The sequence below is a fragment of the Hyphomicrobium sp. genome, assembly GCF_019753045.1.
Classification (GTDB): domain Bacteria; phylum Pseudomonadota; class Alphaproteobacteria; order Rhizobiales; family Hyphomicrobiaceae; genus Hyphomicrobium_B.
The window spans coordinates 65,269-78,339 of record NZ_JAIELN010000004.1; the positions used below are offsets into that span (position 1 = coordinate 65,269).

14 protein-coding genes and 1 tRNA gene are annotated in these 13,071 nt (G+C 61.7%); 12 read left to right on the top strand and 3 right to left on the bottom strand.

Going from position 1 to position 13,071, the window contains the following annotated elements:
* Positions 1-143 precede the first annotated feature (143 nt).
* The gene (locus K2Q04_RS04750; RefSeq protein ID WP_291159996.1) at positions 144-893 is read left to right on the top strand and encodes a Crp/Fnr family transcriptional regulator; all 750 of its coding nucleotides are present in this window, start codon (positions 144-146) and stop codon (positions 891-893) included.
* Here K2Q04_RS04750 and gyrA read toward each other — a convergent pair.
* Positions 883-3,639, bottom strand: coding sequence for a DNA gyrase subunit A (gene gyrA / locus K2Q04_RS04755; protein WP_291159999.1), 2,757 nt, complete (start codon positions 3,637-3,639; stop codon positions 883-885). The two genes, K2Q04_RS04750 and gyrA, sit on opposite strands and share 11 nt — an antisense overlap.
* Positions 3,640-3,963: 324 nt before the next feature.
* Between gyrA and K2Q04_RS04760 the strand changes: the two genes are divergently transcribed.
* The 10 genes from K2Q04_RS04760 to tgt all read left to right on the top strand — a co-directional run bounded on the left by K2Q04_RS04760 (position 3,964) and on the right by tgt (position 11,505).
* On the top strand, positions 3,964-4,557 hold the full coding sequence (locus K2Q04_RS04760; protein ID WP_291160002.1) for a PRC-barrel domain-containing protein: 594 nt from the start codon (positions 3,964-3,966) through the stop codon (positions 4,555-4,557).
* Positions 4,558-4,703: 146 nt separating this feature from the next.
* Complete coding sequence (locus tag K2Q04_RS04765; protein ID WP_291160005.1) at positions 4,704-5,102, top strand: c-type cytochrome; 399 nt, start codon at positions 4,704-4,706, stop codon at positions 5,100-5,102.
* A 157-nt stretch (positions 5,103-5,259) separates the two neighbouring features.
* Positions 5,260-5,763 (top strand): pantetheine-phosphate adenylyltransferase, encoded by a 504-nt coding sequence (coaD, locus tag K2Q04_RS04770; RefSeq protein ID WP_291160009.1) that lies wholly within the window; start codon positions 5,260-5,262, stop codon positions 5,761-5,763.
* A 9-nt stretch (positions 5,764-5,772) separates the two neighbouring features.
* Positions 5,773-6,174 carry an MGMT family protein gene (locus K2Q04_RS04775; RefSeq protein ID WP_291160010.1) on the top strand — a complete coding sequence of 134 codons (402 nt, stop codon included), beginning with the start codon at positions 5,773-5,775 and terminating at the stop codon, positions 6,172-6,174.
* A 159-nt stretch (positions 6,175-6,333) separates the two neighbouring features.
* On the top strand, positions 6,334-6,873 hold the full coding sequence (locus K2Q04_RS04780) for a peptidylprolyl isomerase (protein WP_291160013.1): 540 nt from the start codon (positions 6,334-6,336) through the stop codon (positions 6,871-6,873).
* Positions 6,874-6,970: 97 nt separating this feature from the next.
* On the top strand, positions 6,971-7,438 hold the full coding sequence (locus K2Q04_RS04785) for a peptidylprolyl isomerase (protein WP_291160162.1): 468 nt from the start codon (positions 6,971-6,973) through the stop codon (positions 7,436-7,438).
* Positions 7,438-7,845: a DUF423 domain-containing protein gene (locus K2Q04_RS04790; protein ID WP_291160016.1), complete on the top strand. Its 408-nt coding sequence runs from the start codon at positions 7,438-7,440 to the stop codon at positions 7,843-7,845. The genes K2Q04_RS04785 and K2Q04_RS04790 overlap by 1 nt, the downstream gene beginning before the upstream one ends.
* Before the next feature lie 12 nt (positions 7,846-7,857).
* Complete coding sequence (gene queA, locus K2Q04_RS04795; protein ID WP_291160019.1) at positions 7,858-8,958, top strand: tRNA preQ1(34) S-adenosylmethionine ribosyltransferase-isomerase QueA; 1,101 nt, start codon at positions 7,858-7,860, stop codon at positions 8,956-8,958.
* An 86-nt stretch (positions 8,959-9,044) separates the two neighbouring features.
* Positions 9,045-10,238: an alpha/beta hydrolase gene (locus K2Q04_RS04800; protein WP_291160021.1), complete on the top strand. Its 1,194-nt coding sequence runs from the start codon at positions 9,045-9,047 to the stop codon at positions 10,236-10,238.
* Positions 10,239-10,314: 76 nt separating this feature from the next.
* Positions 10,315-11,505, top strand: a complete 1,191-nt coding sequence (gene tgt / locus K2Q04_RS04805; protein WP_291160023.1) for a tRNA guanosine(34) transglycosylase Tgt — start codon at positions 10,315-10,317, stop codon at positions 11,503-11,505.
* On the opposite strand, the gene K2Q04_RS04810 is transcribed toward tgt, so the two are convergent.
* Positions 11,474-12,376, bottom strand: coding sequence for a DMT family transporter (locus K2Q04_RS04810; protein WP_291160026.1), 903 nt, complete (start codon positions 12,374-12,376; stop codon positions 11,474-11,476). The two genes, tgt and K2Q04_RS04810, sit on opposite strands and share 32 nt — an antisense overlap.
* 125 nt (positions 12,377-12,501) lie before the next feature.
* Positions 12,502-12,699: a hypothetical protein gene (locus K2Q04_RS04815; protein WP_291160029.1), complete on the bottom strand. Its 198-nt coding sequence runs from the start codon at positions 12,697-12,699 to the stop codon at positions 12,502-12,504.
* A 284-nt stretch (positions 12,700-12,983) separates the two neighbouring features.
* Here K2Q04_RS04815 and K2Q04_RS04820 point away from each other — a divergent pair.
* Positions 12,984-13,058 (top strand) — tRNA-Lys (locus K2Q04_RS04820).
* The last annotated feature ends 13 nt before the right edge of the window (positions 13,059-13,071 follow it).

The following is a 13,071-nucleotide window of genomic DNA, read 5'->3' on the forward strand; positions in this document are numbered from 1 at the left end:
CTGACCGGCATCAGAACGATGCCGCGATCTCGAGGTCTGTGATACGGGCGACACGGCATTTATTGATTCACATCAAATGCCGCTCCGCTTGTCCGGTCGATAACGCCAATCAAGAAGCCGAACGCCTAGGCGGAGAGAGCACCATGTCCATGATGGCCTACAACTCCGCTTTGAGAAGCGGCGAACGCGCTGGCGAGCGCGTACGGGCCGATGCGGAATTGACGCCATTGATGAGGCTTCAAGGGCGCGCGCAGTTCGTGCGCCTTGGCAACCGCTGCGCGCTTTCGGCGCTAGGCAGCGGTTTCGTCTATGTCGTCGCCAAAGGCGTGGTCGGTATCGAATGCGCGGTTGTTTCCGGCGTCCGCGTCATCACCGCGCTGCTCTATCCCGGCGACGTCGTCGTTCCCGAACTTCAGGCGCCGCTGCCCGGGCTTGCGCTCACGTCGCATCGGTCGGCCGAAGTCTGGAAGATCACGATGACGGCGTTTGCCGAAGAATCGACACGCGACAACCGGCTCTGGCAGACGATCTTTCTGCGCCTCAACGCTCAGAATGCACGGCAGCAGATGCACGCAGCGGCGATGTCTGCGCTCAATTCGGAAGAGAAAGTAGCGGCGTTCCTCGTGGAGAGCGGAACCCGGCTCGGCATTCCGTCCGGCCGGTCGATCTCGTTCGAGCTGCCGCTATCCCGCTATAACATTGCCGATTATCTTTCGCTCAACGCCGATACGGTTTCGCGCATATTCTCGGCGCTCTCCGCAACGAAGATCATCGAGCGCCGAGGCCGCTTCCACATATCGGTTCGCGACTGGTCGGCGCTCGCTGCCAAATGCCCGCTCAGCGAGTCGATCATCAAGTTGCACGAAGCGGGAAAGCCAGCTCTTACTCGCTGACGGTTTCCCGTTCTTCCGCCTCATCCTCTGGGATCCGCTCGACGGAGACGACCTTTTCGTCGGCGTCCGTCTTGAAGATGCGAACACCCTGGGTGTTGCGTCCGGCGATGCGGATGTCGTGCACGGGGCAGCGGATCAGCTGACCGCCGTCGGTGACGAGCATGATCTGATCGTTTCCGCCGATCGGGAAGGATGCGAGCAGGCGGCCGTTGCGGTCGTTGACAACCATCGCGACTATGCCCTTGCCGCCGCGTCCCGACGTGCGGAACTCGAAGGACGACGAGCGCTTGCCGAAGCCCTTGGTCGAAACGGTCAGCACGAACTGCTCGGCCGCTTGCATGGCGGCGAAACGCTCGGGGCTCAACGTCACGGCGTCTGCGCTCACTTCTTCCGCGTCCGCCTCAGCGACGGCTTCCGGCACGGTCTCGGCGTCTTCAGCCTCCTCCGAGCGGCGCAGCGCGCTTGCCTGCTTCAGGTACGCGGCGCGTTCTTCGGCTGAGGCATCGAAGTGGTCGAGGATCGCCATCGAAATCAGCTCGTCGCCCTCTTCGAGCCGAACACCGCGCACGCCGGTCGAGTCGCGTCCCTTGAAGAGACGGATTTCATCGCTGATGAGGAAGCGGATGCACTTGCCTTCCGCGCTCGTCAGCAGGACGTCCTGATCGGGCTTGGCGATGGCGACCTGCACGATGCGATCGCCCTCGTCGAGCTTCATCGCAATCTTGCCGTTGCGGTTGATGCTTTCGAAGTCTGCGAGTGCGTTGCGCCGGACGTTGCCCGACAGCGTCGCGAAGATCAGCTCCAGCTCGCCCCATGTGGTGGAATCCTCCGGCAGCGGCAGGATCGACGTGATCACTTCGCCTTCTGCGAGCGGCAGGAGATTGACGAGCGCCTTGCCGGGCGATTGCGGAGATGCCGGGGGCAGGCGCCAGACCTTCATGCGGTAGCACATGCCGCGCGATGAGAAGAACAGCACGGGCGTGTGCGTCGACGTTACGAAAAGCTGGGTGACGAAATCCTCGTCGCGCGTCGACATGCCGGAGCGGCCTTTGCCGCCGCGCCTCTGTGCGCGATAGGCCGCCAGCGGCACCCGCTTGATGTAACCCTTGTGGCTGACGGTCACGACGCAATCTTCGCGCTGGATCAGGTCTTCGTCGTCGACGTCGCCCTCGAAATCCATGATCTCGGTTCTACGCGGCGTCGCGAATTCGTCCCGGATCGATGTCAGCTCGCCCTTGACGATTTCGACGACGCGGGCGCGCGATGCGAGGATTTCCAGGTATTCCCTGATCTCAATCGCGATCTTGTTCAATTCATCGGCGATTTCATCGCGGCCGAGAGCGGTGAGGCGTGCGAGCCGCAATTCGAGGATCGCCTTCGCCTGCTCTTCCGAAAGGCGGTAGGTGCCCTCAGGTCCAACGGTATGGCGCGGATCGGCGATGAGGAGGATCAGCGAAGTCATGTCCTTCGCCGGCCAGTCGCGCGCCATCAATTGCTCTTTCGCCTCGGCAGGAGACGCCGAGTAGCGGATCAGCCTGATCACTTCGTCGATGTTGGCGACGGCGATCGCCAAGCCGACGAGGACGTGGGCGCGATCGCGTGCCTTGTTGAGGAGGTGCTTGATCCGCCGTGTCACGACTTCCTGGCGGAAGTGGGTGAAGGCCGTGACGAAGTCCTTGAGGTTGAGGCTTTCGGGGCGGCCGCCGTTGATCGCCAGCATGTTGGCGCCGAATGTCGTCTGGAGGTCGGAGTACTTATAGAGATTGTTCAGGACGACGTCGGCGACGGCATCGCGCTTCAATTCGATGACGATGCGGATGCCTTCGCGGTTACTCTCGTCCCAGAGGTCGGAAATGCCCTCGATCTTCTTGTCACGCACGAGGTCGGCGATCTTCTCGATCAGCGTCCGCTTGTTGACCTGATAGGGAATTTCCGTGACGACGAGCGCCTCGCGATCCTTGCGAATGTTCTCGACCGCAACGCGCGCGCGCATGATGATCGAGCCGCGGCCCTTGTGATAGGCGGAGAGAATGCCGCCGCGGCCGAGGATGATGCCGGCCGTCGGGAAGTCCGGCCCCTGAATGATCTGGGCAAGCTCGTCGATCGTGATCTCGGGATTTTCGAGTTCGGCGATGCAGGCGTCGATGACTTCGCCGAGATTGTGCGGCGGAATGTTCGTCGCCATGCCGACGGCGATGCCGCCCGCACCGTTGACGAGCAGGTTCGGAAACTTGGCGGGCAGGACCGACGGTTCTTTCAGCTGGCCGTCGTAGTTATCCTTGAAATCGATCGTATCGTTCTCGAGATCGTCGAGAAGGTATGTCGCGACTTTGGCGAGGCGGGATTCGGTGTAGCGCTCTGCAGCCGGAGGATCGCCGTCGATGGAGCCGAAGTTGCCTTGGCCGTCGACGAGCGGAACGCGGACCGAGAAGTCCTGCGCGAGGCGAACGAGGGCGTCGTAGATCGCGAGGTTGCCGTGCGGATGGTATTTGCCCATCACCTCGCCGACGATACGCGCCGATTTGACGTACTTTTTGTTCCAGTCGAGCCCAAGCTCGTTCATCGCGAAGAGGATGCGGCGGTGCACAGGCTTCAGGCCGTCGCGCACGTCGGGCAGCGCACGGGAGATGATGACGCTCATCGCATAGTCGAGATAGGAGCGCTTCATCTCGTCCGAAATCTGGATTGGACGGATGTCGCTCGGCTCGCGGCCAGCCGGTTGGTCGTCGTCGCTTCTGTCGGTCAAAGTGAGCTCTTTCTGGGGTAAAGTCGGGCGGGCTGGATGCGCCGGCGGCCGGTGCAAAAAACGTTGCTATACTCTAGCAGAATTGAATTGCGAAAGCCACTCGCGCGGCGTCGTGCCACGGCCCCGCGGCTATTGAAAAAATCTTGTTAAAACAAAGCATTGCGTGGGCGCCCGGTGCCCGGATCGGAACATGTGGACGACTTGCTGCAGACACACTCAGGATCTACAGGCTGAGCCCCGCGAGGTTGGCGACAGATTCGCTCGCCAGCGCGGGCGGCGTGGCGCCTGATCGAGCCCGCTCGCTAGCCCGAAAGGACACATGAAATGACCGCTAAGATTGTTGCTCTGGCGCTTGGCGCGCTGATCGCCGGCGCAATGCCGGCTCTTGCCGACGATACGTTTTTCGCCGAACAGAAGCCGACGGAATATCTCGCCAGGGACCGTCTGCTCGGAGCGAACGTTCACGACAAGGACGGCAAGATCATCGGCGACATCGAAGACCTCGTCGTCGACAGCGACAACAAAATCGTCGGCGTGATCATCGGCGTCGGCGGGTTGCTTGGCGTCGGCGAAAAGAAGGTTGCCGTCAGCCTGCCGTCTCTCGGGATTGAATCTGCCGGCGGCAAGGTCAACGTTACGATGCCGTCGGCGACGAAGGACACGCTGACCGCTGCTCCTGCTTACAAGCGCGCCAATCCGCCGATCGGCTGGCTGCAGCGCGCCGCCGACAAGAGCGACGAGATCCGCGACAAGTCGGGTCCCGCTTACGAAAAGGCCAAGGAAGCCGCGAAGGAAGCCTACGAATCCGCCAAGGAGGCGGCAGGGCCTGTGCTCGAAAAGGCCAAGGAGGAGGCTCGCGAAGCTCTCGACAAGGCAAAGGACGCGACGCATCCATCCGACCCGCCGAAGGCCAACTGACCGCGAGCACGCGCAAAACATTCGAACATTGATTTGGCGAAAGCCCCGGCGGGAACACTGCCGGGGTTTTTTGCGTTGAAAGCGCAAGAACGCTGCAAAAGCAAATTTTACCCGGCGAATTCAAAATCGCCATGGGAGGAGGTCTCGTGCGTATTCTTCTTATCGGATTGGGCGTGCTGTCCTTTGCATTCGCTCCGGCGGCATTTGCGGCCGATTCCGAAATCGCAAACGACGCCACGGGCACGTCAGGCGCCGCGGTGTTCAACAACAACTGCCGGACATGCCATTCGTGGAAGAAAGACGATAACCGCCTGGGGCCGAGCCTTCATGGCGTCGTCGGGCGAAAGGCCGGTGCCGTCGAAGGCTTCAATTATTCGCCCGCCATGAAGGAAGCCAACGTCACTTGGGATGAAGGGACGCTCGACAAGTTCATTACCAATCCCGAAAGTGTCGTGCCTAACAACAGCATGAAGCCGTTTACGGGTATTTCCGATATCAAGACGCGCAAGGATATTGTGGACTTCCTAAAATCGAATCCGGACTGAGAACGTTATTCCGGCGCGTTGGGAATTGGTGCGTCGAGAGCCCGACCTGGTCGTTCGTTCATCCTACCGGTTAAAGTCTTCCCGTTGCTCGCCGATCCCTCTGGGCAATTGGCACGGCCGACGCTATTCAGGAGTTTCCTGAATTGCGAAGGCTATCATGATCCGTATCGGCTTCTATTCCGGTTCTTTCGATCCAGTGACGCTCGGGCATACGGACGTCATCCGGCGCGCGGCGGGCCTTCTGGACAAGCTCGTCATCGGCATCGGCGTCAATCCGGGCAAGGCTCCGATGTTCGACGAAGCCGAGCGCGTGGCGATGCTCGAAGACGAAGTGCGCGCAATCGCCGAGGCGACGAAGACTGAGATCGCCATCGTTACATTCTCGGGCCTCGCGGTCGATGCGGCGCGCGCCAACAAGGCGTCGATCATTATCCGCGGTCTTCGCGACGGCACCGACTTCGATTACGAAATGCAGATGGCGGGCATGAACGGCGAGATGGCGCCGGAGATTCAGACCGTCTACGTGGCGGCATCGCCGTCCGTCCGGCATATCGCTGCGAACCTCGTTCGCGCCGTCGCGTCGATGGGGGGCGATCCGTCGCCGTTCGTGTCGAAAGCCGTGCTGAAGCGTCTCAAGGCAAAAGGGACGAAAACACGATAGGCCGACATCATGGCCTCACGATCAAAAGCCGAGCTGCTGACGCTTCTTCGCAAAATTCCGGTCGGGCGCGTGACGACGGCGGAGTGCCTTGCGGCGGAGACCGGCATTCCGGCGCCTCTCGCCGTCACGATGCTATCCCAGCTTTCGGAAGATGAACGCGACCTCGTTCCGTGGCATCGGGTGGTTGCGAAGGGCGGCGGCATTGGCCGCGGTCTGCATCGCGATCAGCAGTTCGCCAGGCTCGTTCGCGAAGGGGTAACGGTTTCTCCGGCGGGCATCGTGCAGGATCTTGCCCGGCATCTGCTGGCGACGCTCGACGAGGCGTCATTATTAAAAGCGTCCCGGGTGGAGCCTCCCCCGCCGGAGGGCAAGCCCGCGGGCCGCTCGCGGGGTATGAAGCTCCGGCCGTAGCTCAATGCCTTGGTAAGTGGCGGCCGGCTGGCCAAGCGGTCACTTGCGGGTCAGCCGTCAAATCGCCATAAGGGCGGCAACACTGCCCGCCGCCACATCGGATGGCCGTGATCGGCAAATGGAAACGCCGGCGAAATCATAAATCCACGAGGAGCGCCAATGGTCAGACTTCTTTCGGTAATTCTCGCGTCGTTGCTTGCGATGACCGCGTTCGGAGACATGCCGGCGCGTGCCGCTGGCGACAAGCTCGTCATCGAGCTCAAGAGCGGAAAGGTCGTCATTCAGCTCAGGCCCGATCTCGCGCCAAAGACCGTCGAGCAGATCAAGACGCTCGCCAATCAGGGTTTCTACAACGGCATTAAATGGCATCGCGTCATGGAGGACTTCATGGCCCAGACCGGCGATCCGACGGGAACGGGCGCAGGCGGCTCGAAGCTTCCCGATCTTCCGGCCGAGTTCTCGAATGAAGAGTTCAAGCGCGGCACTGTCGCGATGGCGCGCACATCCGACCCGAATTCCGCGAACAGCCAGTTCTTTATCTGCTTCAACAGCATCGGCTGCGCGAGCCTCAAGGGCAGCTACACGATTTTCGGCCAGGTGGTCGAAGGCATGGAGTTCGTCGATCTGATCAAGCGCGGCGCACCGGGTTCCGGAACGGTAACCAACCCGGACATCATGCAGAAAGTCTACGTGCAATAACTTCCGACCCTTCCCATATCTCTGGCCATATCCCTGGCCATATCCGCGGGGACGCAGGGAAGAAAAGACTTCAAGAAAGGATGGTCTTATGGCCGAAATCAAAGATCCGGAAAACACGCTCGTCATCGAGACAACGAAAGGGCCCGTCACGATCGAGCTGCGCCCCGATCTCGCGCCGAAGCATGTCGAGCGTATCAAGACGCTCGCTCGCAATGGCTTCTACGACGGCATCGTTTTCCACCGCGTGATCCCGGGCTTCATGGCGCAAACCGGCTGTCCGCAGGGACGCGGAACCGGCAGCTCGGATCTGCCGAACCTGCCGGCCGAGTTCAACGCCGAGCCGCACGTGCGCGGCGTCTGCTCGATGGCGCGGTCGGCGAACCCCAACTCGGCGAACAGCCAGTTCTTCATCTGCTTCGATGACGCGACGTTCCTCGACAAGCAGTATACGGTCTGGGGCAAGGTGATCGACGGCATGGAAAACGTCGACAAGATCGCCAAGGGCGAGCCGCCGCAGAACCCGGACAAGATGGTCAAGGTTCGCGTCGCAGCGGACGCAGCCTGATGCGCGACGTCGGCAACAACGGTCAAGGCGCGCCTCAAAGCGCGCCTTTTCTCATTCTGGTATGGGCAGGCCTCGCGGGTGCCGCGGGCGTCGGGCTTGCCGCGGCGGCCGCTCATAAGGTCGACAGTCCAGCGCTCGGAACGGCGGCGACGATGCTGACGCTGCACGCCGCTGCGTCGGTCGGAATTTTTGCCGTCGCGATGCGTGCGGCCTGGCGGAAGCTCTGGAGTGCGACGGCGCTTCTGATGCTCTTTGCTGCTTCGCTCTTCACCGGCGAGATCGCGTTTCATACGTTCACGAACGACGCGACGTATCAGATGCTGGCGCCCGTCGGCGGGAGCTTGATGATCGTCAGCTGGCTGCTCGTCGCTGTTCTTGCCATTGCGGAGGCGCTCGCCAAGCGCTGAGCTAGCCCGATCATGCGTACCGATCTCTTCGATTTCGAATTACCCGACAGCGCCATCGCGCTTTATCCCGCGGAACCGCGCGATGCTGCGCGCCTTCTCGTCGTGCATCCGGTTCAAGGCAGTTGCGCGCGTGACGACGCCGATCTTGCAGATCAGAGCGTGCGCGATTTACCGAGCCTGCTGCGTCCGGGTGATGCGCTCGTCTTCAACGATACTAAGGTTATTCCGGCGGCGCTTTCCGGTTTCCGCATTCGCGGCGAGACGCGGGCGAAGGTCGATTTCAATCTGACGAAGCGGACGGGCGAAAATTCGTGGCGGGCTTTTGCGCGTCCGGCGAAGCGCCTCGAGGCGGGCGACCGCGTGCACTTTGGTCACGATCAGGATTCCTGCATGCTCGGCGCGCTCGACGCGACGGTCGCAGCGAAGGGCGAGGCGGGCGAGGTCGAGCTTGCGTTCGATCTGACGGGTGATGCGCTTGACGATGCGGTCAAGGCCGTGGGGCTGATGCCGTTGCCGCCTTACATTGCGCTGAAGCGGGAGAGCGACGTTCGCGATCGTGAAAGCTATCAGACGGTTTATGCCAGCAAGGAGGGCGCGGTTGCCGCGCCGACGGCCGGGCTGCATTTCACGCCCGAGCTGCTGGCGGCGTTGGACGCGCGAGGGATCTCGCGCCATTTCGTGACGCTGCATGTCGGGCCGGGTACGTTTCTTCCCGTCAAGGCCGACGATACCGACGCGCACGTGATGCATTCCGAATGGGGAGAGGTTTCGCCGGAAACAGCGTCGGCGCTCAACGACGTCAGGGCGCGCGGCGGGCGGATCGTGGCCGTCGGTACGACGTCGCTCCGTCTTCTCGAAAGCGCGGCGAAGGACGACGGCGCAATCGTGCCCTGGTCGGGCGAGACGGCGATCTTCATAACGCCCGGTTATCGCTTCAAGACCATCGATATCTTGATGACCAATTTCCATCTGCCGCGCTCGACGCTCTTCATGCTCGTGTCGGCATTCGCGGGCCTCGGCACCATGCGCGCGGCCTACGGTCATGCGATCCGCTCCGGCTACCGGTTCTATTCCTACGGCGACGCTTCGCTTCTATTCCGCACCCCCGGCTGATATAGCAGGACCGGCAGCGAGGAAGGACCGCGCGATCCGGTCGAAGCCACTCATTGCGTCGCGTCATCATACAGCTGGGTGTTTCCATGACATCGAGAACCGGCATTACATCGAGAACCGGCATTGCACGGGCCTTCGCGGCACTCGTTTGGTTTGCAGCGGCCCCACTCGTTCCTTTTTCAGTGGACGTTGCAAAGGCCGACGAAGCTTGCACTTCGGTCAATGTTCCGCGCTGCGTGCAAAAACTGCCGACGGGCATCGACATGGCGTACGTCGAGGTCGGGCCAGCCGACGGCCGCCCCGTCATTCTCATCCACGGTTTGACCGACAGCGCGCGGTCCTGGATGCTGACGATGGACGCGCTCCACAAGCTCGATCCCAAGCTGCGCATCATTGCGGTCGATCTGCGCGGCCATGGCCAGAGCAGCATGCCCGACGCCAAGACATGCGCGGCGGCTCCGGAGACCTGCTATCGCATATCGGACCTCGCCGGCGACGTGATCGCCTTCATGGACGAGAAGGGCATTCACAAAGCCGATCTTGCCGGACATTCGATGGGTTCGTTCGTGGTGCAAGAGATCGCGCTCACGCATCCCGAGATGGTCGGCCACGCGATTTTGAATGCGACGGGGGCGAAGAGCGTCGGCAATGCGGCGCTGGGCGATTTCGTTCTCAATCAGACCATCGAAGGAGCCTGGAAGAAATCTTTGGAGGCGCAGGGCAAGGCGTTTCCGGCCGACGTCTACGAGTTGACGCCGCTCGATGCCGATCCGAAGGCCAGCGAGTGGATTGCGGCAAACTGGACCATCGATCCGGCTGCGGAGGCCTCGTTCCTGGAGCCTTACACCCCGGAGACGGCGAAGACGAAGCTCGGCACGTGGATCGGCGCGACGAAAGGGCTTCTCGCGCAGGACAATACCGCGCGACTAGAGAGCATGTCGGTGCCGACCCTCGTCATGTGGGCGACGCAGGACAGCATCTATCTGGCGAAGGATCAGGACGAGATCAAAGCGGCGCTCAAGGCGGCTGCCGCCAAGTCGGGCTTAACGTTCTACTGGAAGGAATATGGGAAGCTTCCGCTGCCGGCTTCCGGAGCCCAGGAGACCGACATCGGCCACAACATCCAATGGTCGGCGGGCGAAACCGTTGCGAAGGACATCAACGCCTTCATCACGACGGGCGCTCCGACGATGGATCTGGTGCATAGCGATGCGGCGCCGAACTTCAGCAAGCTCATCGTCGAGCCTGGCAAGGGCGTCGTCGAGAAGATCGGGAAGTAAGAGGTATATCCAGTCTTGCCGCCGGTCGGGGATCAATCGCCTCGCCGGCGGCCACTGTTTTTTTGAATTGAGATCGATGAACGTTGCGACACCGGAACACGTGACTGAGAAACCCTCGCCGGCATTCGGCTATCGCCTTCTGAAGCAGGACGGCAACGCGCGTCGCGGCGAGATCGTTACGCCGCGCGGCGTGATCCGCACGCCAGCGTTCATGCCGGTCGGCACGGTCGCGACCGTCAAGGCGCTTTATCCGGAGCAGGTGCGCGACGCAGGCGCCGATATCCTACTCGGCAACACGTATCATCTGATGCTGCGGCCCGGTGCGGAGCGCGTCGCGAAGCTCGGCGGCCTGCACAAATTCATGCGCTGGGAGAAGCCTATTCTCACCGACTCGGGCGGCTTCCAGGTGATGAGCCTCGGCAAGATCCGCAAAATCACGGAAGAGGGCGTCACCTTCCAATCGCATATCGACGGCTCGCGACACATGCTGTCGCCGGAACGCTCGATCGAGATTCAATGTCTGCTCGGTTCCGACATTCAGATGCAGTTCGACGAATGCATCGAGCTTCCGGCCGAGCGAAAGGAGGTCGAGCGAGCGATGGAATTATCGCTTCGCTGGGCCGAGCGGTCGAAACGCGCGTTCGAGATGCAACTTGCGTCCGGCGGCGCTGGACCGGGGCAAGCGCTGTTCGCCATCGTGCAAGGCGGTACGGATGTGGAGCTTCGCCGGCGGTCGGCGGAAGCGCTCGTTGGGATGGATTTTCCGGGCTACGCGGTCGGCGGGCTCGCGGTCGGCGAGGGGCATGAGGCCATGATCGCGACGCTCGGCGAGACGCTACCGCATCTTCCGGCCGATAAGCCGCGCTATCTGATGGGTGTGGGCACGCCGCTTGATCTGATCGAATCCGTACGGCTCGGAGTCGACATGTTCGACTGTGTGATGCCGACGCGGAACGGCCGCCACGGCTATGCCTTTACGTGGAACGGTCCGGTCAACATGCGCAATGCCAAGCATGCCGAGGATCCGTCTCCGCTCGATGCGCTGAGCTCGTGTCCGGCCGCGCGCGAGTATTCCCGCGCCTACATTCATCACCTGATCAAATCGGGCGAATATCTCGGCGCGATGATCCTGTCGTGGGTCAACACCGTCTTCTATCAGGACCTGATGGCGGCGATGCGGTCGGCGATCGACGACGGCCGCTTCGATGCATGGGCGGCGGAGACGAAGGCGCGCATCACCGCTGCTCCAACGGCTCAAGAGCAATAAGACTCTCCCGGTGTGCGATGCGTTCGCGATGGATCAGGTAAAGCCCCGACACGACGATAACGAGCGATCCGGCGAAGCTCCACCGATCCGGCCGATCGCCGAACACGAGGTAGCTTAGCGTGATCATGCTGATGAGCTCGAAATAGAGAAACGGCGTCACGGCCGAGACCGGCGCGTGCTTGTAGGCCTGGATGATCAGATAGTGACCGCCGCCGCCGAGTGCGCCGAGCGCCAACAGCAGAACCCACGTCGAAGCGCTGTCCGGCCATAGCCATTCGCTGATGGCGAAGGGGGCGGAGACGATGCTTCCGACGACGGTTCCGTAGAACAGCGTCACGAGTGAGGTGTCGAACTCCGAAAGGCGGCGGGTGACGATAATCAGCAGGGAGTAGGCGAGCATCGAGAGAAATGCCGCGATGAATGCGGGATGCACGGTGCTGACGCCCGGCCGGACGACGACCAGAACACCGAGGAATCCGACGAAAATCGCCGCGGCACGGTGCCAGCCGATGTGTTCGCCAAGCAGGGGAACGGCAAGTGCTGCAACGATCAGCGGCGTCAAGAACGTGATAGAAAGCGTCTGGTCGAGCCGCAGATAGGTGACGGCAATGAAATTGCAGATCGTCGTCACGAGCATGAGCGTCGACCGGGTCAGCTGAAGCGTGAGATTTTTCGTCTTCAGGAGCTTCGGGATCGTCGCCGGGCCCAGCACGAGCGCCATGCACAAGACCTGGCCTGCGAACCGGACCCAGACGATTTGCGAAACCGGAATTGGCGTTGTCGTGCAGAGATACTTTGCTGCCGTGTCGAGGGCGGCGAACAGCGTCACCGCCGTGCACATCAAGAGAATGGCCTTTAGCCGATCGGGCATGTTTGCGAGGCTTCAGATGCGGTGCGCGAGCACGCGGCCAGAGGAGTAGGCCGGCGGCGCGCTGCGGATTAGCGGGAGGGATAGCGGGTCAGGTCACTCGATGAGTCGCGCGGCGATGCGAGGGGCTACTTTTTCTTGAGCAGGGCGTCTCGCTCCTTGAGAAGGGCGTCGAGTTGAGCTTGCTGGGTTGCGATCCGGTCGGAATTGAGTTCGTCATCGGCGGCGCCTGAGTAGCCGGCGGCTTGTTCGACAAGCTCGCGAAGATTGTCGCGGATGATCGCGATGCGCTGTTCAATTTCGGCGAGGGCTTCGGTGTCAGCCATGGCAATTCCTGTTCGATGCCGGTCGCGAGCGCCGAAAAGGCGAGGCGACTTGTTGGGTGTGGTATACCGCCCAAGCCGAGCGCGAGCCACCCACGTTTATGCAGGGCTGCGACCATCCGTCAGAAGAGCTGGTGGAATGAGGGTTGCGGGTTCCGAGCACCGTTTCTATAAGCTCGCTTCGGCGCTCGACGCGCCGCATCCTTCCAAGGGCTGCGGCGAGGCATGGGCCGGAATGGCGCCGGACGGAATGCTTTCGTCCAAGTTATTGATTTGGTGCGTTAAAAGGGCCCGTAGCTCAGCGGTAGAGCATCTGACTTTTAATCAGAGGGTCGTTGGTTCGATCCCAACCGGGCTCACCACCAACATCAATAA